This is a genomic window from Rhodococcus sp. IEGM 1366 (genome assembly GCF_033142425.1).
GTDB lineage: Bacteria > Actinomycetota > Actinomycetes > Mycobacteriales > Mycobacteriaceae > Rhodococcus_F > Rhodococcus_F globerula.
Map to the genome: position 1 here is coordinate 40,772 of NZ_JAWLRZ010000011.1, position 23,138 is coordinate 63,909.

Sequence of the window (23,138 nt, forward strand, 5' to 3'; positions counted from 1 at the left end):
CGCTTCAGCTCCTACTCGGTGCCGGTACATTTTTGTACCGGACTGGTTCGAGAATGAACGCATTCACAGAATAGAACTCGTTCTAGCTAGCGGTCAATGACTGCGAACCGGAGCCCGCCCACCCACCTCCGCAGTCACGGCATCAGCAGCCGCCACCAACGCCGTTGCGCGCCGTTCGATCTCGGAACGCGTAATCGAGCCGCCAACATAGAGCGTCAACACCAACGCCTGATGACCCTCGGCGTCGTAAGTGGGAGCCGCGATCAACGAAACAGGGTGCTCGTCGTCCGAGCTGATGTCTCGCCCGAGATAGACCCGCTCCCCCAGACTCGACACCATTTCGCCGAGCAATTCCCGCACCTCGGACGGAAGATCATGTGTCACAACACCTGCCATCAACGTATGCAGGCGTTGACCGATCGGATCGAGACTCTCCACGAGATATCCCGCGTCACGGCAGTCGCGCACCACAGTCAACAACCGATCCCGATCGAGGCGCACCGGAAGGCTCGGTTCCCGCGCCAGCCAACTCTCGAGATCATGATCGCTTCCCCACAGCACGTACATCAATCCGACCGGCGGAGCGAACGGATACACCTGACCGACCTTTGCCGCTTTCCGTATACCTTCCGGCCCGGTGACTTCGAGAACGCTGATCCGGTCGCCGACCACCGCCGACGCAGTGCAGGTCGTATCGAATTCAGCGCTCAGGTTCTCCAGCTGAGCCCGGGCAATCGGGCCGACGGCAAATCCACGTTGCGCCGCCCGGCCCGCCGCAATCAGCGCCGGACCCAGCCCGTAGGTCTTCACGGCGTCGTCGCGCGTCAGATATCCACGATCCGCCAACACCGTCAGGATTCCCAGCGCGGTCGGCTTACTGATCTCGAGCGTCCTGGCAAGTTCGGACAACCCGAAACGCTGGTCGGGACGCGCCACCAGGTAGTCGAGCACCTGCACGACGCGTTCGGTAGGTGGAGACTGACGGCCCGCCGAATGCGGCTTCTCGAATTCAGCCATTGACCACTCCCTAGAACGCGTTCTATTGTCAGAATACCAAGATCTACCCCATAGGTACATATTTGTACCACGACGCTCTGGGCCGGCAAGACTGCCGGAACTGTGAGGAGCCAGCGTGCTGACGGACCCGTTTGCCCAGGCCATCGCCGAGGCCGAAAAACTCATCGAGACGGCCCCGCACATCAGATCCGAACAAGACCTGCTCGAGGGCTACCAGTACCTGGCAGGTGGAGTCATCGCGACAATGCACGCAGCTTGGGCCGCCGAGAAAACCCACCCCAGTTTCATCCAAGGAACCGGACCCTTCACGAAAATGGGGCTCGACAACCCCGACACGATGTACTTCGGCGCCCGCATCAACGACGATCAGGAATACAAGGTCACAGGAAAGCGCGGCACCACAGCCGATCTCAGCTTCCAGGTCCTGAGCGGCAACTACACCAACTCGAACGTGCCCGGTAGCGAGATAGCGTTCGACGACCGCGAGCTCGAGATCGCCGACGACGGCAGTTTTGTCGTATGGTTCGGCCCCGGGCCTGCCGATGGCCGCGCCAATTACTACACACTTGCACCGGGATCGTCACAGCTCGTCGCACGAGAGGTGTACAGCGACTGGAGCCAGGATCGCGGAGTCATCCGGATCGAGCGGACGGATTCGATCGGCACGGCGCCCGCGCCGCTCACCGCCGAGGAAACCGAAAAGCGTTTTGCGCGGGCCGGAAAAGCACTGGTCACGCGGGTCAAGACGTGGATTCAATTCCCGGAGTGGTTCTACCTGAAGCTCCCGGTCAACACGATGACCGAACCTCGCCTGACCCCGGGTGGTCTTGCCACGCAGTACTCCTCGGTGGGGCACTACGAACTCACCGACGATCAGGCCATGATCATCACCGTTCCGGCCTCGGATGCGCCGTATCAGGGCTTCCAACTCGGCAGCCTGTGGTACATCTCGCTCGACTACATCAATCACCAAACGTCACTCAACAACGGCCAGGCTCAGGTAGACCCGGACGGCAAGATCCGAATGGTGGTGAGCGAGAAGAATCCCGGCGTCACCAACTGGGTCGAAACTGTCGGCCACCCGCGCGGGATCCTGCAGTTCCGCTGGCAGCGAGTCTCGCGTGAACTGACACCCGAGGACGGTCCCACCGTCGAAATCGTTGCCGTTGAAGATATTCCGAAACACCTACCACATTTCGACACCAACGCCATCACTACCGATGAATGGGCAGAGCGAATCGCTCAGCGCCAGGCCGCCATCGACAACCGAATGCTGGGGTAACAGATGACCGAATTACTGAAGGACCGAGTAGTTGTCATTTCCGGAGTCGGCCCGGCACTGGGCCGTGCTCTGGCACTACGCTGCGCCTCGGCGGGCGCGAATCTTGTTCTCGCAGCGCGCACACAGTCACGATTGGACGACGTTGCCAAGGAGATAGTCGACGCGGGTGGACGCGCTGTCACCGTCGCCACCGACATCACCGATCAGGCGTCCGCCGAAAACCTGGTGGCCGAATCCCTCTCCGCCTACGGCAAAGTCGACACGCTGATCAACAACGCCTTTTCCGTGCCGTCGATGAAGCCGTTGGCGCGCACCGACTATCAGCACATCCGCGACAGCATCGAACTCACCGTTCTCGGCGCACTTCGACTGACGCAACTCTTCACAGCACCGCTGGCGGAGTCGACGGGCTCGGTAGTGAACATCAACTCGATGGTTCTGCGACACTCTCAAGAGCGGTACGGCAGCTACAAGATGGCAAAGTCGGCACTGCTCGCGATGTCTCAGTCGTTGGCTACCGAACTCGGCCCACAGGGTATCCGCGTCAATTCGATTGCACCCGGATACATCTGGGGTGACACCCTCAAAGGTTACTTCGCCCATCAAGCCGAGAAGTTCGGTATGACCGTCGAGCAGATCTACGAGCACACTGCGGCCAACACCGATTTGAAGCGCCTCCCCACCACCGACGAGGTTGCCGACGCGGCAATCTTCCTCGCGTCGCCGATGGCCAGCGCCATCACCGGTCAATGTATCGACGTCAACTGCGGCGAATTCCATCACTAGGAGCATCATGGCTGAGCGCACACACGTCGGAACCGTCGAAGATCTTCATGCATCCGCAACCAAGATGACGGGGCTCACCGATTTCGGCGTCGACGATTACACCGAAGCTCTGTCGGTTCTCCTCGAGTCGTACGACCGCGACGAGGACCTGACTCCGTTCGGCAGCAAAATCTCTCGCGTTTTCCTCCGCGGTGCACTTGTTGCCCGCCTCCTCAGTGAATCTGCGTGGAAGCAGCATCCGGAGCACGCCGAGGTCAAGATCGAACGCCCGATTTTTGTCACCGGTTTGCCCCGCACCGGAACCACCGCGCTGCACCGACTCTTGACGGTCGACCCCGCGCATCAGGGTCTCGAAATGTGGCTGACGGAGTTCCCGCAGCCGCGTCCACCACGCGATACGTGGGCATCGAACCCGGTGTTCGCCAAGATCGAGGAGACGTTCGGCCAACACCACGTCGAACACCCCGAGTTCATGGGTGTGCACTACATGTCCGCCAGCGAAGTCGAAGAATGCTGGCAACTGCTCCGGCAGACCTTCAAGTCCGTCTCGTACGAGTGCCTTGCCAACCTACCCACGTACTCGAATTGGCTGAAGGGCCAGGAATGGTCCAATGCCTATGCGCGCCACAAGAAGAACTTGCAGCTGATCGGACTCCCGGATCAGGATCGTCGATGGGTGCTCAAGAACCCCAGTCACCTGTTTGCACTCGACGAACTGATGGCTGTGTACCCGGACGCCTTGATCGTCCAGACCCACCGCTCCCCCACGACAATCATTCCGTCGGTCTGCAGCCTCGCTGCGCAAGCCACCGAGGGGTGGTCGAACACGTTCACCGACAAGGTTATCGGCGAGAGCCAGCTCGAATTATGGGCCCGAGGGCTCGAACAATTCGACGCGGCACGGGCCCACCACAATCCCGCCCAATTCATCGACGTCGACTACCAGGATTTTGTTGCCGATCCACTCGCCACCGTCGAGAACATCTACACCCACTTCGACCTTCCGTTGACCTCCACCGCACAACAGTCGATGGAGGCAATGCATGACGAAAGTCGTTCCGGTGCACGCAAACCTGCACACAAGTACACCCTGGAGGAGTTCGGCCTGAATGCCGAGCAAGTCGAGGAGCGATTCGGGGCGCGCTGACGCGTCCCGCTCATCGGGAAAAGCCTCGGCGACGGGCCCTCCACTGTGTGATCATCCGCGAGAACCGAACTCGTCGGTTGTAGCCGAAAACCGGAGGGCCCGCTCGCGATGACTCTGCATCTCAACCGATCTGCACTTGTTTCCGGACCGATCGGCGGCGGATCCCACGGGTTCCCCGGTACGTCGACATCGTTGGATATCGCGGCGGCAGGGTACGTCGAACGAGAGTTTCTTGTCAGCGGCGATGCCGTGTCGTACGTCGCCGCAGAGGACTGGGCGTCCGACGGTCAGTGGTCGGTAACGGAAGGACCCACCGCACGGTTTACCACCCGGATTCTTGTACGCACACCTACCGACCCCAGTCGGTTCAACGGAACCGTGGTTGTCGAGTGGCTCAATGTCAGTGGCAACACCGATATCGATGTCGACTTCGGACACATGAACGAGGAGATCACGAGAGGGTATGCGTGGGTGGGTGTTTCCGCGCAGGCTGCCGGAATCACCAGCACCGGAGGCAGCGGCCTCGGCGACGGGGTCGTGGGCCTTCTCACCTGGGATCCCGAGCGTTACGGCGCACTTGATCACCCCGGTGACCATTACTCCTACGACATCTTTTCTCAGGTCGGCGCTGCCCTACGTGCGCCCGGCGATGTCGATCCGCTTGGCGGCCTGGTTCCGACACAACTGCTCGCAGCCGGGCAGTCACAGTCAGGTTTCCGCATGCTGACCTACGTCAACGCCGTTCATTCTCATGCTCGAGTCTTCGACGGCATGATCATTCACGCGCGTGGCGGTATCGGAGCTCCGCTCGGCGACGGCATGATGCTCATGGATCCAGCACCTGCCCGCGTGCGCGCGGATCTCGACGTTCCGGTTTTCCAGTTGATCACCGAGACCGAGCTTTTCGAACTGTGCGGTGGACCAGGACCCACCAGTTTTGTCGCGGCCCGTCAGCCCGACACCGACATGATCCGAACCTGGGAAATAGCCGGCACAGCGCACTCCGACGCCTATTCTCTGAAAATCCTTCATCCACAGTATGTTCGGCAGTTCTCCGACATCAGGGATCTGGCAGCCCTGTTCCCGATCGTCAACGACGGACCGCAGCGCTACGTCGCCAACGCCGCTTTGCGCGGGCTGCGTCAGTGGGCTGCGGGCGGTGCGGCACCCACCTCAGCACCCGTCATCGATACTGCCGACAATGCGGTGCTGCGAGACCGGCACGGCAACGCGACCGGCGGCGTGCGCACTCCTCAACTCGACGTCCCGATTGCCACGTTGACGGGCGAACTGACCCATGTGCCGCATAACGGCGCAACCGTCGCCTTCGACGCGTCGACACTCACTGAGCTCTACCCAAGCCACGACGTGTACGTCACCGCCTTCTCCGACGCAGCTCAGCGTGCCGTCGACAGCGGTTTCCTGCTCCCCGAGGACGCTGCGATTCTGATCGCCGACGCTCAGGGATCCGACGTCGGCCGCTAGCGGTCACTTCTGCAGGTGCTCTGCGAGCAACCGGTCCAGTTGCTGCGGTGCCTCGTCGGGTATCCAGTGGCTCACGCCGCGAAGAACTTCGAATCGGTACGGGCCGTCCACGTATCGCGTCGTGAGCTCGGCTCCCTTTCTCCCGAGCACGATGTCGCCGTCGCTCCAGATGTGCAGGGTCGGCACGCTGACGCGCCCGGAACCCGCGGTCGGACTGCTGAACGCCAATGCACGGTACCAATTCAGGCCACCGCGTAGACGTCCCGGCATGGCCATCGCGTCCCGATCACGGCGGGCGCACTCGAGGCTCTGCCCGCTCCTGACCAGGATTGTGTCAGCGGTTCGGCGCAGTATCCATTCCGGAAGTATCGGCAACTGGAAGGCAAGCATGTACCAGGATCGCAGGGCTTGACTGCTGGTCAGCAATGCTCGGACAAACGCCGCAGGATGCGGAACCGACAACGCCGTCAAGGTGCGGATCAAGTCCGGGCGCTCGGCCGCGACCTGCCAAGCCACGGCGGCTCCCCAGTCGTGGCCGACCAGGTGCACCGGGGCGGCGCCGGCTGCGTCGATCAGGGCAACAGTGTCGGCGGCAAGCTCGCTGCGGCGATACGCACTCCGAGCGCTCGGCCGGGCCTCCGGCGAATATCCACGTTGATCCGGCGCGAGCGTCCGATAGCCCCGGGCATGGAGCAACGGCACCAGCCCATCCCAGGACGTCGAATCCTGCGGAAATCCGTGAAGTAGGACAACTACCGGCCCGTCGAGTGGGCCTTCGTCGCGGACGTCAAACGACAATCCAGAGCGTGTGTACCTTCGTAATCTCGGCACCGGGCGCGTCATAACACGACTTTAAGTGCAATTCGTTGCATTTGTGACCCAGTCCACCGTCCACGGAAGCGTGACGTTAGGTATCTTGCTTGCAGCGGTACTGGACCACAGTTCCCACAAACGTAAGGACTTACGACATGCAGTCTGTTGAAGACGTATTGCCCGAAGGCGTCACCCTCGATGACATCACCAAGGTTTTCAAGCTCGGTGCCGCTGCCATCGCCTTCTTCACCGCGGTGTCCGCCTTCAGCTGATCACCACGCTTCACAAAAAACTGGCCGGCCTTCGGGGAGTCCGGCCAGTTTTTGTATGTTGACCCAGATTTCATTCTTCCGAAAGCGGCAAACCGCCCAAAAAGCCGTCAGGCTTGCTAACTTTCTCCTGCACGGCACAACGCCGAGCACTTCAACACTCGGAGGACATTCGTGGGTTCCATCAGCACGCTCAGCACAGTCATCGACGTCCTTGCAGCGATCCAGAAGGCCTTGAAGCTTATTCCGGTGAACAGCTGATCGTTGCAGAACACTCGCCAGATGGTCGGCGAGAAACAAGCGGGGCCGACTTTTGTCGGCCCCGCTTGTCATTCGAGCGGATGGCGGGATTCGAACCCACGTGAACGGCTTTGCAGGCCGGTGCCTAGCCACTCGGCCACACCCGCGTCATGAAGTAACTATGCCCTCGATGCCGCCGCCGAACCACAGTTTTGATCAGCGTGATTCGGGCTACGCCCCTGTGTGCCTTTCCGGTAGCGGGCACTACCAGAAAGGCGCACGGGGGCTTAGCCCCCTCTTTGCTGGGTTACTGGCCGCCGAAAGAGGGGTACTCGCTTGGGAAATACCGACTGTGCCGTACCAGAACAGGCATGGTTCACTCGGGGCTGGAGTGACGCAAGTTACGCCATGCCCCCGAGACGAAAGGCAGCACCGATGCCCCGAGCACGACTTACGGCCGCGACTGCCCTGGCCGCAGCTGCGCTGGCCACATTGACAGGTCTCGTTGCGATCGTCGTTGCACCACCTATCGCCTCGGCCGAGAGCACCAACGGCACCGGCATGGCGTATTCGGACCGGACCTTCCAGCCGTTCACCGCGTCGAACGGTCTTTCGTCGAAATACCACGTGTACGCCGCGGGCATTCCCCAGGACCATGCCGCCGGATTGGTGCTGCAGTTCCACGGAGACGGGGCGTACGAATTCGCGAACCCCACCTCGTCGTACAGCCTCGGCGGCCCGTCGGGCATCGTGGCACAAGCCCGCTCACGGGGTTACATCACCGTCCCCGTGCGCACCCCGGACTCTGCCGGCGAAATTACGTGGTGGGAAAACGGGAGCGCAAACGCAGACTTTGTCGCGAACCTGCTCGACACTCTCGAAACGGGCTACAACATCGACACCGAGGACATCTGGCTCGTCGGCTACAGCGGGGGCTCCCAGTTCATCACTCAATTCTTCCTACCGAAGTACTCGAGCAAGATCGACGGCGGCGGCACTGTGGTCTTCGGCGGCGGCGGCGTGCCACGCGTCTCGGCGCAGCCCTTTGCCGGCGGCCTGATCGCCGACCTTCCCATGCATTGGTACACCGGGGCCGCCGACAACGGCACTAACGTCAGCGACGGTTACAACGCCGTGCTCGACGCCCAGAAGGGGTCGGCTTGGTATTCGACACAGGGCTTTACGACGGATCTCGAGTCTCCCGCCGGCCTCGGCCACAACCTCTCCGGCACATTCGGCACGGTTCTCGCGCGTCACCTGGACGATCACGCCCCGAACAATCAGGTTCCCACAACCACGGTCGCCGCTACCCCTGAGCCGACTGCGACCCAGCCGACGACAACAACAACCAGCCCTCCCCCGATCACCACGACAACGGCGCCGGTCACGACTACAACAACGCCGGTCGCTACGACTACGACAACGCCACCACCGGCGGTGTGGAACTACACACTGACTCCGACGAGGATCGGCGCAAATCTAGTCGTCACTATTCCTGCCGGAACCAGTCGGACTACGTTCCGGGTCACAGCCACCCAAGGCCCGTTCTACGTGTACAACTACACAACGCGTACCGGTCTGCGGACGCTGAGCATCGTCTCCAGTCTCGCCCCGGATACGACGTACAACTACACCGTGGAAGCCGATGACGAGATCGTCGGGTCGGGGTCCTTCCGAACACTTCCCTGACCGACGGGAACAAATCGGACCGTCCTGTTGCTGACTTGCTTCGTGACTGCCGAGAAGACCGCCACCGCACCACCCGTGGATCCCGCTGCTTCGCCGACAACGGTCGAACGCAAGCCGAGCATCGGAAAGATCCTTGCTCTCGGATCCATGACGGCGCTCGGCCCCTTCACCATCGACATGTATCTACCGGCGTTGCCGGATATCGCCGACGACCTCGGCGCCTCGTCGTCGACGGTCCAGCTCACGATCACGGGAACGTTGATCGGCCTGGCCCTCGGGCAATTGCTCGTCGGCCCGCTCTCGGACACTCTCGGCCGCAAGAAACCATTGCTCGCCGGCATCGGCGTGCACATCGTCGCGTCGTTGCTGGCCGTATTTGCGCCCACGATTGCTGTTCTCGGCATCCTAAGGGTGTTCCAGGGAATGGGCGCCGCTGCTGCCGCTGTGGTCACGATGGCGATCGTGCGCGATCTGTACAGCGGCAATACTGTCGCCGTCGTCATGAGTCGGCTGATGCTTGTTCTCGGCGTCGCACCGATTCTGGCCCCCAGCATCGGCGGCGCACTGTTGGTCGCGCTCGATTGGCGCGGGATCTTTGTCGTCCTTGCATTGATCGGTGTCGGCACGGCCATGATCGGCGCCTTCGGGATTCCGGAGACTCTGCCCCGCGAGAAGCGGCGCGCCAGCGGCGTGCGATCAGTTCTCCAGATGTACGGATCGCTTCTCCGTGATCGCACCTTCATGGTCCTGACGCTGGTCTCCAGCGTCGGTATGGCGTCTCTGTTCGCGTACGTTTCCGGTGCCTCGTTTGTCTATCAGGACCAGTACGGCCTCAATCAGCAGGAGTTTGCACTGCTGTTCAGCGCCGGCGCCATTGCACTGATCGGCGCGTCACAGGTCAACGTCCGTCTGCTGGATCGTTGGACGCCGCAGCAGATCACCCGGTCGGCGCTTGTCACTGCAGTTGCCTCTGGAGTCTTGGTCATCGTGGTCGCGGCGCTCGACCTTGGCGGCCTGATCGGATTTGTGATCGCGCTGTGGGTCATGCTCGGCGCGGTGGGATTTGTTCTACCGAATGCCCCGGCACTGGCACTCTCCCGCCACGGAGAAGCAGCCGGAACGGCTGCCGCGATGCTGGGCGCGTTCCAGTTCGGTGTGGGCGCTGCCATCGCCCCGGCTGTCGGACTGCTCGGAAATACCAGTACTGCGCTCGCCGTCACGATGACGGCCTGTGTTTCCGTGGGATTGATCGCTCTAGTGGCGACAAGCCGCACGGCTCAGGTCTAGCCGGCAGCCGCAAACCACTCGCTGTAGAAGGTCGCCAGTCCGATCACGCAGGAAATGGCCACGAAAATCCAGAAGCGAGCGATCACCACTGTCTCGGGCCAACCGAGTAACTCGAAGTGATGATGTATCGGGGCCATCTTGAATACGCGTCGGCCGGACGATCGGAACACCAGCACCTGGATGATCACCGACAGGATCTCGGCCACGAACAGGGCGCCGATGATGACCATCAGTAGTTCGGTGTGTGTGGTGACCGAAAGACCGACAACCAAACCGCCGAGTGCCAACGAACCGGTGTCGCCCATGAAGATCTGAGCCGGCGCCGCGTTCCACCACAGGAACCCGAGGCACGCCCCACCCGCCGCTGCGGCAACTATCGCAAGGTCGAGTGGGTCGCGAACGTCGTAGCACCCGGCAACAGGATCGAGGACGCAGGAGTTCCGGTACTGCCATCCTGCGATGACAACGTAGGTGCCCAGGATCATGCCCATCGACCCGGCTGCGAGGCCGTCGAGACCGTCGGTGAAGTTGACGGCGTTGGACCACGCAAAGACAAGCACGCAGAAGAAGATCAGGAACCCGATGGTTCCCATCGAGAACACCGAGATATCTCGAACGTGGGAGAGATATTGACTGCCGGGCGTTACGCCCTTGCTGTTGGAGAACTGCAGAAACAGCACACCGAAAATGATGGCGCTCGCCAACTGTCCGACGGTCTTCGCCGTCTTGTTCAATCCGAGGTTGCGTTTCTTGCGGATCTTGATGAAGTCGTCGAGGAAGCCGACCACGCCCAACGATGTTGCCAGCGCCAGCACCAACCATCCCGACGCGGACAATCTGGGCAGGCGCGAACCGAAACCGATGGCATGGGCAGCCAGGTACCCGGCCCACATGCCCGCGATAATCGCGATGCCGCCCATGGACGGCGTACCGCGCTTACCCTGATGGCTCTGCGGACCGTCGATGCGGATCTCATGCCCGAGCCCCTGTTTGGACAACACCCGGATAAGGAAGGGCGTCAAGAACAGAGCGACGAACAACGAGACGCCACCCGCGACGAGGATTGAAATCACTCGGAGGACTCTACAGATGTGACGGCCCGCGACACATAATCAGACAAGGCGCTCAGGCTCTGGCAGGCATGGGATGATCGAACGTATGCCTCCCCTTTCGCCGCTTCCCATCGACCCCATCGAAGAGGCACATCGGCAATGGACCGAGCACGGTTGGAGTGACGTTGCCGACGGGATGGCCGCTGTCACGTCGGTGATGCGGGCGCAGCAGATCATGATGGCGCGAGTCGAGGAAGTGCTCAAACCGCTCGGGTTGACGTTCGCTCGCTACGAGTTGTTGACACTGCTCACCTTTACGAGGTCGGGCGCACTGCCCATGACGAAGGCCAGCGCACGCTTGCAGGTTCACCCCACCAGCGTCACGAATGCGGTCGATCGCCTCGAGAAAGCGCAATTGGTACGACGTGTCCCCCACCCCAGCGATCGTCGTACAACACTCATCGAGATTTCGGATTCCGGCCGAGCACTGGCGCTCGAGGCTACGGAACTGCTGAATGCCAAGGTCTTTGCGAACCCAGGCTTGGAACCGGACAAGCTCACGCAATTAGTGACAATCCTCACTGAATTGCGGAAGACCGCTGGCGATTTCGAGGGGTGAAACCACAACGATCCTGAAGGATTTCACTCGCTGAGCGAGCAGAATCCTTCAGGATCGTGGGGACTTGTCAGCGGTGCTTGAACTCAGCTGACCGCTTCTCGACGAATGCGGCCATGCCTTCCTTCTGATCTTCGGTAGCGAAGGTCGAGTGGAAGACCCGACGCTCGAAGCGGACGCCCTCGGCGAGGGAAGACTCGAAGGAGCGGTTGACCGCTTCCTTGGCCATCATCGCGATCGGCAGGGACATCTCGGCAATCGTGGTTGCCGTCTTCAGTGCGTCGTCGAGCAGATCTGCCGCCGGGACGATGCGAGACACCAGGCCGGCGCGCTCGGCTTCTTCGGCGTCCATGTTGCGTCCGGTGAGGCACATTTCCATGGCCTTGGCCTTGCCCACCGCGCGGGTAAGACGCTGTGAGCCACCGATTCCGGGGATAACTCCGAGCTTGATCTCGGGCTGGCCGAACTTGGCGTTATCCGCGGCGATGATGAAGTCGCAGAGCATCGCGAGTTCGCAACCGCCACCGAGTGCGTATCCGGCAACTGCGGCGATCAGCGGCTTGCGAGCTGCGGCAACTCGATCCCACGGGGTGAAGAAATCCTCGACGTACGCGTCCATGTACGTCTTGGACTGCATTTCCTTGATGTCGGCGCCGGCGGCAAATGCGCGCTCGGAACCGGTGATCAGAATGGCACCGATGTTGTTGTCCGCTTCGAGGTCGGTTACCGCGGCAACAACCTCGTTCATCAGCTCGGAGTTGAGTGCGTTGAGCGCCTTGGGACGGTTGAGCGTGATGACGCCGACGCGGCCCTTACGCTCGAGAATGATGGTATTGAAGTCGGTCACTGCTGTCCTTCGGTCGAACGGTCTCGGATGTCGTTGATGATGGCAGAGAAGTCCTGACCACCGGCACCCGCGGCATGGTACTGGCTGTAGAGCTCAGCAGCCTTGAGACCGAGTTCGGCGTCAACACCATTGGTACGCAGGGCATTTGCTGCCAGACCGAGATCCTTGTCCATCAACGCGACCGCAAAACCCGGCTGGTAGTCATTGTTGGCCGGGCTGGTAGGCACCGGTCCTGGTACCGGGCAGTTGGACGTGAGCGCCCAGCACTGTCCCGATGCGTTGGACGCGACGTCGAAGAGTGCCTGGTTGCTCAGTCCGAGCTTCTCACCCAGCACGAATGCTTCGCTGATCGCGATCATCGAAACACCGAGGATCATGTTGTTGCAGATCTTCGCGGCCTGACCGACACCGGCGTCGCCGCAGTGAACGACCTTGCGGCCCATCACGTCCAGCAACGGAGACGCGGCCTGGAAGTCCTCTTCGGATCCGCCGACCATGAATGCGAGGGTTCCGGCGGTTGCGCCGACAACACCACCGGAGACCGGGGCGTCGACGCTACGGTGTCCGGCGGCCTCTGCCCGCTCGTGTGCTTCGCGGGCATCGGCGACGTCGATCGTCGAACAGTCGATGAACAGTGTGCCCGGCTTAGCGACGGGCAGCAGATCGTCGTACAGCCCCAGAACGTGCTTACCGCTCGGCAGCATCGTGATGACGACGTCTGCGTCGCGCACCGCATCGACAGCCGAATCCGCTACCGATGCACCGTCTTTGACCGCCTGCTCGAGGGCTGCCGGCGCCAGGTCGAACCCGACTACCGTATGTCCGGCCTTGACGAGATTGGCCGCCATCGGTCCACCCATGTGTCCGAGTCCGATAAATCCAATGGTGCTCATTAGTGATGCTCCTTCGGCGGTGATCAGTTGCCTTGCGGTTGAGGGGTGAGGCCGAGTTCCTGCTCGCCGAGGGGCGCAAAATACGCGTCCACGGCGGCTTCGGTGACGTCCGCGAGGGTCGCGGGCAGCCACTGCGGGTTGCGGTCCTTCTCGACCACCTGTGCGCGGATGCCCTCGACGAGGTCGTGCGAACTCAGTGACGCCGTCGACACCCGGAACTCCTCGTTCAGAACGTCTTCGAGACTGTCGGCACCCTTGGCGTGACGAAGTGAACGCAACGTGACGGCCAGCGCGATCGGCGACTTACCGAGAATCTGCTCGGCGGCCTTCTCCGCTTCGGGAATTCCACTGGCGCGCAGTCGCTCGACAATCGCGACGACATTGTCTGCCGAGTACGCGGCGTCGATCCAACTCTGCTGTGCCAGTAGTTCCGAAACCGGTGCGGGCTCGGCAAATTGAGCAACGGCCTGTTCTACCGTCGACGATGCGATCGCCTCGATGAACGTCTCGATGTTCTCGGACGGGATGAAGTGATCCGCGAATCCTGTCGCGATGGCGTCGCCGGCACTCAAGCGTGCCGTGGTGAGCGCGATGTGTGTTCCCAGCTCTCCGGGAGCGCGCGAGAGCAGGTACGTTCCGCCGACGTCGGGGATGAATCCGATTCCGGTCTCGGGCATTCCGATCATGGAACGCTCGGTCACGATGCGGACGTCGCCGTGCGCGGACACTCCGACGCCGCCGCCCATGACGATGCCGTCCATGATTGCAATGTACGGCTTCGGGTAGTTCGAGATCTCGGCGTTGAGGATGTACTCGTCGCGCCAGAAGTCGAGCGAACCGGTCTTGCCGTCCTTGGCGTCGTGGTAGATCGAGACGATGTCGCCGCCCGCGCACAGGCCACGTTCGCCTGCACCGGTCAGGACAACGGCCTTGACCTCGTCGTCGGACTTCCAGGCCTCGAGTGCCGCGGCCATCGCCGTCACCATCGAGTGATTGAGCGCGTTGATCGCCTTGGGACGGTTGAGGGTGATGAGTCCCAGCCCGTCGCGCTTCTCGATCAGAACTTCGTTCTCTTCGGTCATGCTGCTCCCTGCTTTCCCTGCCCTGCGATCACACTGCGAGCGATGACCACACGCATGATCTCGTTGCTGCCTTCGAGGATCTGGTGAACGCGAAGATCGCGAACGATCTTCTCGATCCCGTACTCAGCAAGATAGCCGTACCCGCCGTGAAGCTGTAGCGCCCGGTTGGCCACGTCGAAACCGTTGTCGGTCGCGAAGCGCTTCGCCATCGCGCACAGTTCCACGACATCGGGTGCGCCCTCGTCGAGAGCTGCGGCAGCGCGCCACAGCAGGGTTCGCGCAGCTTCCAGGTCGGTCCGCATATCGGCGAGCTGGAACTGCAGAGCCTGCGATTCGATCAACGCCGAACCGAAAGCCTTGCGGTCCACCAGATATCCGACGGCTTTGTCGAACGCCGCCTGTGCGCCGCCCACCGAGCACGCCGCGATGTTGAGGCGACCGCCGTTGAGGCCCTTCATCGCGATGCGGAATCCGCTGCCTTCTTCGCCGAGCATGTTGGCGGCGGGAACGCGCACGTCCTCCATGATCACCTGACGAGTGGGCTGTGCGTTCCAGCCCATCTTGATCTCGTTGGCACCGAAGGACAGGCCAGGCGAATCCTTCGGCACGATGAACGCCGTGATTCCCTTGGCACCAGCAGATCCGGTTCGGGCCATCACGACGTAGACATCGGAAGTCCCTGCGCCGGAGATGAACTGCTTGACACCGTTGAGGATGTAGTCGTCGCCGTCGCGAACAGCCTTGGTGCTCAAGCCGGCCGCGTCGGAACCTGCACCGGGTTCGGTCAGGCAGTAACTGCCCAACTGATCCATCGAGCAGAGTCCGGGTACCCACTTGTGGCGCTGTTCGTCGTTGCCGAACTGGTCGATCATCCACGTGACCATGTTGTGGATGGAGATGTACGCGGCGATCGACGGATCTCCCTTGGCGAGCTCCTCGAAGATCCGAGCGGCGTCGACGCGGGTCAGTTCACTGCCACCGACATCCTCGCGAATGTAGATCCCGCCCATCCCCAGGGACGCCGCCTTGCGGAGAACGTCCACCGGGAAATGCTTGGTCTGATCCCACTCCACCGCATTCGGTGCCAGATGCTCGGCCGCGAAGTCGCGGGCAGTGTCACGAATCGCCCGCTCGTCATCGGTCAGAGTAAACATGGAAGGTAGTCCGATCAGTTCATCGTGGGGATGACGAAGTGATTGGTCTCTTCCTTCTTGCCGGAAGGCCAACGCTGCGTCACCGTCTTGGTCTTGGTGTAGAAGCGGAAGGAGTCGGGACCGTGCTGGTTCAGGTCACCGAAGCCGGAGCGCTTCCAGCCACCGAAGGTGTGGTACGCGATCGGGACCGGGATCGGCACGTTGACGCCGACCATGCCGACGTTGACGCGGGCCGTGAAGTCACGCGCGGTGTCGCCGTCACGGGTGAAGATGGAAACGCCGTTGCCGTACTCGTGTTCCGTCGGAAGACGCAGTGCCTCTTCGTAATCGGCAGCGCGAACAACCTGAAGTACGGGTCCGAAGATCTCTTCCTTGTAGATGCGCATATCCGACGTAACGTTGTCGAACAGGGTTGCGCCGGCGAAGAATCCGCCTTCGTGGCCTTCGAGGGTGAAGCCGCGGCCGTCGACGACTGCCGTTGCGCCCTCGTCGATGCCGATCTGCACGTAGTTGTTGACGCGGTCGAGGGCGTCCTGGCAGACGAGGGGACCGAAGTCCACACCTTCGTCGTCACTGCGACCGATCTTCAGCTTCGCGACGCGTTCCTTCAGCTTGGCAACCAGCGCATCTGCCGTCTCTTCGCCGACGGGAACGGCAACGGAGATGGCCATGCAACGCTCACCGGCGCTGCCGTAGCCTGCACCGATCAGGGCGTCGGCAACCTCGTCGAGGTCGGCGTCGGGCATGACGATCGCGTGGTTCTTGGCGCCACCGAAGCACTGTGCACGCTTGCCGTGAGCTGCGGCGGTCTCGTAGATGTACTGGGCGATCGGCGTGGAGCCGACAAAACCGACAGCCTTGATGCGGTCGTCGGTGAGCAGGACGTCGACAACTTCCTTGTCACCGTTGACCACGTTGAACACGCCAGCAGGCAGTCCGGCTTCGAGGAACAGCTCGGCCAGGCGCAGCGGCACGGAGGGGTCACGCTCGGACGGCTTGAGAATGAAGGCGTTACCTGCGGCGAGGGCCGGGCCGGCCTTCCACAGCGGGATCATCGCGGGGAAGTTGAAGGGCGTGATGCCGGCAACGACGCCCAGCGGCTGACGCATCGAGTACACGTCGATACCCGTGCCTGCGCTCTCGGTGAATTCGCCCTTGAGCAGGTGCGGAGCACCGACGGCAAATTCGATAACCTCGAGGCCACGCTGGATGTCACCCTTGGCGTCGGCGACGGTCTTGCCGTGCTCGGACGAGAGGAGGCGAGCGAGGGAATCCATCTCAGCCTGAGCGAGCTGGAGGAATTTCATGAGCACGCGGGCGCGCTTCTGCGGGTTGAAAGCAGCCCAGACCTTCTGCGCCTCTTCTGCATTGGCGATGATGGCTTCGGTTTCGGCCTTGCTTGCGAGCGGGACGCGCGCCTGAACCTTACCGGTGTTGGGATCGAAGACGTCTGCAAATCGATCGGAAGCTCCGGGAACCCGCTTGCCACCGACGAAGTGCGTCAACTCTTGAACTGCCGCATTGTCAACCATTGTGCTAACCCGTTCCTTGCTCGTTGTGGACTGCCCGAGAAGCAGCGCCGAGTATGTCTACCATCCTATAGTTGGATGTCCATGTATGTCTAGGGCCGAAGCCGCGGACAGCGCAATTTCCCGGTCAGTGACCTCATATCCACCGCTACCACCGCCCGGCCCACCGGAACCTTCGACGATCGCGCGAGCGGACAAGTGGATCGCGTCGACTCCGGTCGCCACAATTGCGGCAATATCGGGAATCCGGACGCCGCCACCGGCCATGATCTGGATCCGCCCCGCGGCGTGATCGACCAGGGTCCCCAACTCCGCCAGCCCTTCGGCGCAGGTCGGGGCACCGCCCGACGTCAAGACCCGGGTTACTTCGAGATCCACCAAGATGTCGAGTGCCACATTTCTGTCCGGCACCACGTCGACGGCGCGGTGTGCGGTGACTTCGACAGTTGACGGGTCGATGCAGTCGATGATCGAACGCATCGCGTCGACATCGACCGCGGAGGTTTCGGCCAGAGCGCCGATCACTATCCCGGACGCACCTGCTGCCACTGCGGCGCGTGTGTCACGGCATATCACCACCATCTCGTCGGCAGAGTATACAAATCCACCAGCCCGTGGCCGGATCAGGACATGCACCGGAACACCCACTGCCACAACTGCTTCGATCAATCCGTAGCTGGGGGTGAGACCACCGGTTGCCCCCAGTGCCGCACAGAGTTCAACACGCGCCGCCCCCACGGCGAGTGCGATCTGCGCCCCACGAACATCCTGAACGGCAAGTTCGAGAGCGCTCATGTCAGTACGACTGCCAGGGTGGCTTGTTCTCGAGCGCGTACCGGTAGTAGTCGGCCAACTTCAACCGCCCGGCAGCAGCTTCGTCGATGACCACCGTGACGTGGCGATGCCACTGCAGGATCGATGCGGGGCAAAATGCCGTCAATGGGCCTTCGACGGCTGCAGCAATCGCGTCGGCCTTGCCTTCGCCGGTCGCGATCATCACCAAATGCCGTGCATCACTGATAGTTCCGAGGCCCTGGGTGAGAACGTGATGAGGAACGTCGTCAGGACGCTCGAAGAAACGAGCGTTGTCGATTCGCGTCTGCTCCGTCAACGTCTTGACCCGGGTTCGCGACGACAGAGCGGAACCGGGTTCGTTGAAACCTATGTGTCCGTCGGTGCCGATTCCGAGCAACTGGACGTCCACTCCCCCGGCTTCGGCGATACTACGGTCGTAGCGTTCCACCTCGGCATCGGGAATTGCTGCTTCACCGTCTGGGCTGAAAACCCGTTCCGGATCCAGATTGACGTGGTCGACGAATTCGGCGCGAATCACCGAATAGTACGACTGCGAATGGCTTTTCGGCAGTCCAAGATACTCGTCGAGCAAGAATGCCTGAGCCTGCGAGAAGTCCAGTCCCGACACCCGGTGACGACGCGCCAGCTCGCGGTACGTCCCGATCGGCGACGAACCTGTTGCGAGCCCAAGCGTCGTAGCACCGCGTCGGACATAGCCTTCGACGATGTCTGCTGCCGTCGAGTCGACCTCCAGCGGGGTTGGCATGATGACAATTTCCATCAGATTTCCTTTCCGGCGGCCCGACCGCCGTGTAGTACGCGCACCGGGCGCAGGTGACGATCGGTGACCAGGATGTCGGCGCGGTAGCCGGCAGTCAGCGATCCATGTGAATCGTGCAGTCCCAGCAGTGTTGCCGGGGTACGAGTGGCAGCGGTGACGGCATCGGCGAGTGCAACTCCGCTGTCGAACACGGTGCTACGCAGCACATCCAGCAGTCGTGCCGTTCCGCCGGCTATGGCCCCGTCCGAACCGTCGGATGTGGCAAGTCTGGCGACGCCACCGCTCACCACCACATCCAGAGCGCCCAGTTGATAGTTTCCGTCGGCCATTCCGGCGGCAGCCATGGAATCACTGACCAGCGTGATCTGGTCTGCGCCGACGGTATCGAACACCATGGACACCGTTTCCGGAGCCAGATGCACTCCATCGGCGATCAGTTCCACCACCATCTCTCCTCTCCCGGCGGCCGCGAGGCACGCCGCCACCGGACCCGGCGAACGGTGATGCAACGGCGGCATCCCGTTGAACAGGTGTGTTGCGCTCACCCGACCGCTGCGAGCCGCCTGTCCGATCCGGGTCGACGTAGTCGCCGCATCGGCGTCGGTGTGTCCGAAGCTGGGCAGAATTTCGCGTCGACGCATGACGTCGAGCAGTTTCTCGAAATTCTCCGTCTCCGGTGCCAGAGTCATCGAACGCACGTGCCCGCGGGCCGCGTTGCACACCTCTTCGAGCAGGTCAGGGTCCCCGGGAACTATGGCTGCGGGATCCTGGGCACCACATCGAACACAATTGATAAACGGCCCTTCGAGGTGGATACCCAGAATCTCGCCGTCCTCAACCAGGTCGGCCAACATCGCGGCTTGGCGCATCAGATCCGCACGGGGCGCCGACACCAAACTTGCCAACAGACCGGTCGTCCCGTGCTCACGGTGATGCGACGCGGCCACTCGGGCGCCCGCCGCGTCGGTGTTGGGGAAACCCGCTCCCGCGGCGCCGTGACTGTGGACGTCGATCAGCCCGGGAAGAATCACGCAGTCGGTTGCGTCCGGAACATCAGCGGGATCCGGGCCATCAGCTAAGGCATAGTCCTTTGCCGCCCCCACCCAGCTGATCAGCTCACCGTCGACCACAACGATGCCGTCGTCGATGCTCCCGGAGGAACCGCCGACAACGGTGCCGCGCAGCACGAGTGACTCGGTCACGAGGAATTCCTGATGCTCGCGACCGCCGCCCTGCCGTCGACCGGCGTTCGGGCACTACGAGCCGCCGACGCCATCTGCAGGCATACCTCGAGATCGAGCGCCGACAGTTCCGCGCGAACGGCCCCGATCGCTGCGACGGACATCGACAGACTCGACACCCCGAGACCCACCAACACCGGCGCCAACAGCGGATCCGACGCCGATTCCCCGCACACACCAACAGGTTTGCCTGCGACGGCTCCGGCCTGACCGACCATCGCTATCAGGTCGAGGACTGCCGGCTGCCACGGGTCGAGCAGGTGTGCGAGGCTGCCCGTCATCCGGTCGACCGCACAGGTGTACTGGCTCAGGTCATTGGTTCCGATACTCAGGAAATCCAGATGTTCGAGGAGATCTCGTGCGCGCAGGGCTGCGGCCGGAACCTCGATCATCGCGCCCACCTTGCCGACCCCACGGGATCGGGCGAGTTCCGCGAAGCCCGCAGCTTCATCGGCCGTCGCGACCATCGGTGCCATGACGCGCAAATCCGCGCCGGTTGCATCGGCAGCCGCAACCAGTGCGTCGAGCTGGGTTACCAGAGTGTCCGGATACAGATTTGCCACGCGGAGCCCCCGAATTCCGAGCGCCGGATTCTCCTCGACCCCGAGATCCAGAAAGGGCAACGGTTTGTCGGAACCGGAATCGAGGGTCCGCACCACGACGGCGCTTCCGGCAAAGTGCTCGAAAACAGCTCTGTACGTTGCGGTCTGCTCCGCCACGGAGGGTGCATCGTGGCGACCGAGATACGAGAATTCGGTACGGAACAGGCCAACACCCTCACAGTCGGCGGCGCCCACACGTTCGGCATCGGCCACGGTCCCGATGTTTGCCGCCAAGCGCACGGCAAAACCGTCGCGGGTACGTCCTGGACCGCTGGCAGTCGCGGCGCGAGCAGCACGGGCCGATGCTTCCCTGGCGACCTCACTGCACTGCTCGGGGCTCGGATCGATCGTCACCGTCCCGCTCGAACCGTCCAGGATCAGAACTGCACCGGAGACCAGCCGATCGGTATCCGCGCAGTTCACGACCGCCGGAATGCCGAGCGACTTGGCGAGGATGGCGGTGTGACTGGTTGGCCCGCCCTCTGCGGTGAGCAATCCGACCACGTCGGTGTCGCCGAGCGTTGCCGTGTCGGCGGGCGCCAGATCCCGGGCCACCAGAATGTACGGGTAACCGGGGTTGGGGATTCCTGGCATCGGTTCGCCGCGCAGCACTGCGACCACCCGCTGAGCGAGGTCACGCAGATCTGTTGCCCGCTCGGCCATGTACCCGCCAACCGCGTCGAGCTTGGCGCAGAATCCGTCGAAGGCAACCGTCACCGAATGTGCTGTCGGCAGACCTGATTCGAGGTTCTTCTGCGCCGCGCCGACGATGGCCCGATCCCGTGCCATCGCCGCCGACGTGGTCAGGATGTCCGCGGACACACCGTCGACGGATTCCGCGCGGCGCAGGAGTTCCGCACTGACGGTGTCGAGCGCCGCTCGAATTCTGGCCAGTTCGGACTCCGGCTCGCCGGTGATCGGATCCTGCGCCGAAGTACGTTCGGGCACTGCGAAACTCAACCAGGGTGCGCAGACGACTCCGGCACTGACTCCGAGTGCACTGATCTGGTTCCGCTCGGTGATTGTTGCCGTTGCCATGCGTCAGCGCCCTTCCAGTTCCTTGTCGAGTTTCTTCTCCACTTCTGCGACGAGTGGTGCGTCGGTCCGAGTGTCGCCTTCGGCAGCGAGCGCCATTTCGGCTTCGAGGAGCGCAGCATCAGGCTCACCTGCCGCAACCTCGGCTTCTTCCTCACGGCCTGGCGTGCGCAGGTTCCACTTCTTGATGACAAAGCTGAAGAGGAAGTAGTAGATGAGCGCGTACCCAAGTCCGATCGGGATGAGCATCCAGGCGTTGGTGGCCTTGCCGAAGTTCAGGACGTAGTCGAAGAAACCGGCGGAGAAGGTGAATCCGTCGTGGATTCCCAGTGCGTTGACCAACGCCATCGACGTACCGGTCAGAAGCGCGTGGATGACGTACAGCGGCCACGCAACAAACATGAACGAGTATTCGAGGGGCTCGGTGATGCCGGTGAGGAAGGCGGTGAGGCCGGTGGAGAGCATGATGCCGCCGACAAGCTTCTTCTGAGAGGGCTTGGCATTGCGCCAGATGGCAAACGCCGCAGCCGGCAGGGCAAACATCATGATCGGGAAGAATCCGGTCATGAACGTCCCGGCAGTGGGGTCACCGGCAAAGAACCGGTTGAGGTCGCCGCGGATGATCTGACCGCTGGCGTTCTGGTAGTCGCCGATCAGGAACCACACTGCCGAGTTGAGGATGTGGTGCAGGCCGGTCGGGATGAGCAGACGGTTGGCTGCGCCGTAGATGCCGCCGCCGACAACGGTATTCGAGGCAACTGCTTCACCGACCCAGTTCAATCCGGAGTTGAACAGCGGGTACAAAAACGCCATGAGGACGCCGACGAGCAGGCCGGTAACGGCGGTCAGGATCGGAACCAAACGTCGGCCGTTGAAGAATCCGAGGTAGTCGGGCAGTTTTGTTCGATAGAAGCGCTGCCACAGAATTGCGGAGAGTAGACCCATCACGATGCCGGCGAGTACGCCGTAATTGATCAACGACTGATCCCCGTTGGGATCGGTTTTTCCTTCGAGAACGATCGGCGACATGGCCTTGAAGACACCGTCGATCACTATGTACCCGACCACCGCGGCAAGGGCGGTGGACCCGTCTGCCTTCTTGGCCCACCCGATCGCAATGCCGACGGCAAAGATCAGCGGCAGCCACGTGAACACGGCTTGACCGGCAGCGGAAATCACCGTGGCCGCGCTCTCGAGCGGACTGAACCGGCCGAGCAGATCGTCCTGGCCGAGTCGCAGAAGGATGCCGGCCGCCGGGAGAACGGCAATGGGCAACATCAAACTTCGGCCGAGGCGTTGGACGCCGGCGAAGAACGTTGATTCCTTCTTGGGAGTGTCGTCGAGCGTCATCGTTGACCTTCTCTGCTCGCTGGGCCGCAACGGGTCGGCCTGCTGGTTTAGGTACGTGAAGTGGACGCCTCGCCCACCGCGAGGAGCCGGAAAATCGTTTTGCCGAAACTGTTGTGGCGTTGCACCGCTAACGGGTACTGTCCGGT

At 62.2% G+C, this 23,138-nt stretch carries 20 protein-coding genes and 1 tRNA gene; 7 read left to right on the top strand and 14 right to left on the bottom strand.

Features of this window, described 5'->3' with window-relative positions:
• Positions 1 to 93: 93 nt before the first annotated feature.
• Positions 94 to 1,017, bottom strand: coding sequence for a helix-turn-helix domain-containing protein (locus tag R4P64_RS28290; protein ID WP_317823494.1), 924 nt, complete (start codon positions 1,015 to 1,017; stop codon positions 94 to 96).
• A 115-nt stretch (positions 1,018 to 1,132) separates the two neighbouring features.
• On the opposite strand from R4P64_RS28290, the gene R4P64_RS28295 reads away from it, so the two are divergent.
• From R4P64_RS28295 to R4P64_RS28310, 4 genes are all read left to right on the top strand, one after another.
• Positions 1,133 to 2,299 (top strand): hypothetical protein, encoded by a 1,167-nt coding sequence (locus tag R4P64_RS28295; RefSeq protein ID WP_317823496.1) that lies wholly within the window; start codon positions 1,133 to 1,135, stop codon positions 2,297 to 2,299.
• A gap of 3 nt (positions 2,300 to 2,302) precedes the next feature.
• Positions 2,303 to 3,085: an SDR family oxidoreductase gene (locus R4P64_RS28300; protein ID WP_033236077.1), complete on the top strand. Its 783-nt coding sequence runs from the start codon at positions 2,303 to 2,305 to the stop codon at positions 3,083 to 3,085.
• A gap of 7 nt (positions 3,086 to 3,092) precedes the next feature.
• The gene (locus R4P64_RS28305; RefSeq protein WP_033236076.1) at positions 3,093 to 4,232 is read left to right on the top strand and encodes a sulfotransferase family protein; all 1,140 of its coding nucleotides are present in this window, start codon (positions 3,093 to 3,095) and stop codon (positions 4,230 to 4,232) included.
• A gap of 108 nt (positions 4,233 to 4,340) precedes the next feature.
• Complete coding sequence (locus R4P64_RS28310; protein ID WP_317823499.1) at positions 4,341 to 5,717, top strand: alpha/beta hydrolase domain-containing protein; 1,377 nt, start codon at positions 4,341 to 4,343, stop codon at positions 5,715 to 5,717.
• 3 nt (positions 5,718 to 5,720) lie between these two features.
• Here R4P64_RS28310 and R4P64_RS28315 read toward each other — a convergent pair whose 3' ends face one another.
• Together R4P64_RS28315 and R4P64_RS28320 are read right to left on the bottom strand one after the other, a co-directional pair.
• Positions 5,721 to 6,560 (bottom strand): alpha/beta fold hydrolase, encoded by an 840-nt coding sequence (locus R4P64_RS28315; protein ID WP_317823501.1) that lies wholly within the window; start codon positions 6,558 to 6,560, stop codon positions 5,721 to 5,723.
• Between the two features lie 575 nt (positions 6,561 to 7,135).
• Positions 7,136 to 7,206, bottom strand: a tRNA-Cys gene (locus R4P64_RS28320).
• A gap of 268 nt (positions 7,207 to 7,474) precedes the next feature.
• On the opposite strand from R4P64_RS28320, the gene R4P64_RS28325 reads away from it, so the two are divergent.
• Entirely contained in the window at positions 7,475 to 8,728 is a 1,254-nt protein-coding gene (locus R4P64_RS28325) for a hypothetical protein (RefSeq protein ID WP_317823502.1), read from the top strand.
• A gap of 75 nt (positions 8,729 to 8,803) precedes the next feature.
• Positions 8,804 to 10,015, top strand: coding sequence for a multidrug effflux MFS transporter (locus R4P64_RS28330; protein WP_317823584.1), 1,212 nt, complete (start codon positions 8,804 to 8,806; stop codon positions 10,013 to 10,015).
• Here the strand turns inward: R4P64_RS28330 and mraY are convergent.
• Positions 10,012 to 11,088, bottom strand: coding sequence for a phospho-N-acetylmuramoyl-pentapeptide-transferase (mraY, locus tag R4P64_RS28335; protein WP_033236072.1), 1,077 nt, complete (start codon positions 11,086 to 11,088; stop codon positions 10,012 to 10,014). The genes R4P64_RS28330 and mraY overlap by 4 nt on opposite strands.
• A gap of 85 nt (positions 11,089 to 11,173) precedes the next feature.
• On the opposite strand from mraY, the gene R4P64_RS28340 reads away from it, so the two are divergent.
• Positions 11,174 to 11,686 carry a MarR family winged helix-turn-helix transcriptional regulator gene (locus R4P64_RS28340; RefSeq protein WP_033236071.1) on the top strand — a complete coding sequence of 171 codons (513 nt, stop codon included), beginning with the start codon at positions 11,174 to 11,176 and terminating at the stop codon, positions 11,684 to 11,686.
• 67 nt (positions 11,687 to 11,753) lie between these two features.
• Here the strand turns inward: R4P64_RS28340 and R4P64_RS28345 are convergent, their stop codons facing one another.
• Genes R4P64_RS28345 through R4P64_RS28390 form a run of 10 tightly spaced genes read right to left on the bottom strand, consistent with a single transcriptional unit; the run spans position 11,754 to position 22,992 of the window.
• Positions 11,754 to 12,530, bottom strand: coding sequence for an enoyl-CoA hydratase (locus tag R4P64_RS28345; RefSeq protein WP_033236070.1), 777 nt, complete (start codon positions 12,528 to 12,530; stop codon positions 11,754 to 11,756).
• Complete coding sequence (gene mmsB, locus R4P64_RS28350) at positions 12,527 to 13,423, bottom strand: 3-hydroxyisobutyrate dehydrogenase (RefSeq protein WP_033236069.1); 897 nt, start codon at positions 13,421 to 13,423, stop codon at positions 12,527 to 12,529. Before mmsB ends, R4P64_RS28345 begins: the two co-directional genes overlap by 4 nt.
• Before the next feature lie 23 nt (positions 13,424 to 13,446).
• Positions 13,447 to 14,505 carry an enoyl-CoA hydratase/isomerase family protein gene (locus R4P64_RS28355; protein ID WP_033236068.1) on the bottom strand — a complete coding sequence of 353 codons (1,059 nt, stop codon included), beginning with the start codon at positions 14,503 to 14,505 and terminating at the stop codon, positions 13,447 to 13,449.
• Positions 14,502 to 15,659, bottom strand: a complete 1,158-nt coding sequence (locus R4P64_RS28360) for an isobutyryl-CoA dehydrogenase (protein WP_033236067.1) — start codon at positions 15,657 to 15,659, stop codon at positions 14,502 to 14,504. The genes R4P64_RS28355 and R4P64_RS28360 overlap by 4 nt, the downstream gene beginning before the upstream one ends.
• 14 nt (positions 15,660 to 15,673) lie before the next feature.
• Positions 15,674 to 17,191, bottom strand: a complete 1,518-nt coding sequence (locus tag R4P64_RS28365; protein ID WP_033236066.1) for a CoA-acylating methylmalonate-semialdehyde dehydrogenase — start codon at positions 17,189 to 17,191, stop codon at positions 15,674 to 15,676.
• A 57-nt stretch (positions 17,192 to 17,248) separates the two neighbouring features.
• Positions 17,249 to 17,983: a copper homeostasis protein CutC gene (locus R4P64_RS28370; protein WP_317823503.1), complete on the bottom strand. Its 735-nt coding sequence runs from the start codon at positions 17,981 to 17,983 to the stop codon at positions 17,249 to 17,251.
• Position 17,984: 1 nt separating this feature from the next.
• Entirely contained in the window at positions 17,985 to 18,764 is a 780-nt protein-coding gene (gene nagB / locus R4P64_RS28375) for a glucosamine-6-phosphate deaminase (RefSeq protein ID WP_095888631.1), read from the bottom strand.
• Positions 18,764 to 19,966 carry an N-acetylglucosamine-6-phosphate deacetylase gene (nagA, locus tag R4P64_RS28380; RefSeq protein WP_317823504.1) on the bottom strand — a complete coding sequence of 401 codons (1,203 nt, stop codon included), beginning with the start codon at positions 19,964 to 19,966 and terminating at the stop codon, positions 18,764 to 18,766. The genes nagB and nagA overlap by 1 nt, the downstream gene beginning before the upstream one ends.
• The gene (gene ptsP, locus R4P64_RS28385) at positions 19,963 to 21,645 is read right to left on the bottom strand and encodes a phosphoenolpyruvate--protein phosphotransferase (protein WP_317823506.1); all 1,683 of its coding nucleotides are present in this window, start codon (positions 21,643 to 21,645) and stop codon (positions 19,963 to 19,965) included. The genes nagA and ptsP overlap by 4 nt, the downstream gene beginning before the upstream one ends.
• 3 nt (positions 21,646 to 21,648) lie before the next feature.
• Positions 21,649 to 22,992, bottom strand: a complete 1,344-nt coding sequence (locus R4P64_RS28390; RefSeq protein ID WP_095888628.1) for a PTS transporter subunit EIIC — start codon at positions 22,990 to 22,992, stop codon at positions 21,649 to 21,651.
• Positions 22,993 to 23,138 lie beyond the last annotated feature (146 nt).

Excerpts from the sequence above, each read along its gene's own strand:
- R4P64_RS28305 (WP_033236076.1), top strand. The coding sequence starts at position 3,093 with ATGGCTGAGCGCACACACGTCGGAACCGTCGAAGATCTTCATGCATCC.
- R4P64_RS28365 (WP_033236066.1), bottom strand. The coding sequence starts at position 17,191 with ATGGTTGACAATGCGGCAGTTCAAGAGTTGACGCACTTCGTCGGTGGC.
- R4P64_RS28390 (WP_095888628.1), bottom strand. The coding sequence starts at position 22,992 with ATGACGCTCGACGACACTCCCAAGAAGGAATCAACGTTCTTCGCCGGC.
- R4P64_RS28310 (WP_317823499.1), top strand. The coding sequence starts at position 4,341 with ATGACTCTGCATCTCAACCGATCTGCACTTGTTTCCGGACCGATCGGC.
- R4P64_RS28355 (WP_033236068.1), bottom strand. The coding sequence starts at position 14,505 with ATGACCGAAGAGAACGAAGTTCTGATCGAGAAGCGCGACGGGCTGGGA.
- R4P64_RS28325 (WP_317823502.1), top strand. The coding sequence starts at position 7,475 with ATGCCCCGAGCACGACTTACGGCCGCGACTGCCCTGGCCGCAGCTGCG.
- R4P64_RS28360 (WP_033236067.1), bottom strand. The coding sequence starts at position 15,659 with ATGTTTACTCTGACCGATGACGAGCGGGCGATTCGTGACACTGCCCGC.
- nagB (WP_095888631.1), bottom strand. The coding sequence starts at position 18,764 with ATGGAAATTGTCATCATGCCAACCCCGCTGGAGGTCGACTCGACGGCA.
- R4P64_RS28315 (WP_317823501.1), bottom strand. The coding sequence starts at position 6,560 with ATGACGCGCCCGGTGCCGAGATTACGAAGGTACACACGCTCTGGATTG.
- R4P64_RS28290 (WP_317823494.1), bottom strand. The coding sequence starts at position 1,017 with ATGGCTGAATTCGAGAAGCCGCATTCGGCGGGCCGTCAGTCTCCACCT.
- R4P64_RS28370 (WP_317823503.1), bottom strand. The coding sequence starts at position 17,983 with ATGAGCGCTCTCGAACTTGCCGTTCAGGATGTTCGTGGGGCGCAGATC.
- R4P64_RS28300 (WP_033236077.1), top strand. The coding sequence starts at position 2,303 with ATGACCGAATTACTGAAGGACCGAGTAGTTGTCATTTCCGGAGTCGGC.
- ptsP (WP_317823506.1), bottom strand. The coding sequence starts at position 21,645 with ATGGCAACGGCAACAATCACCGAGCGGAACCAGATCAGTGCACTCGGA.
- mmsB (WP_033236069.1), bottom strand. The coding sequence starts at position 13,423 with ATGAGCACCATTGGATTTATCGGACTCGGACACATGGGTGGACCGATG.
- R4P64_RS28340 (WP_033236071.1), top strand. The coding sequence starts at position 11,174 with ATGCCTCCCCTTTCGCCGCTTCCCATCGACCCCATCGAAGAGGCACAT.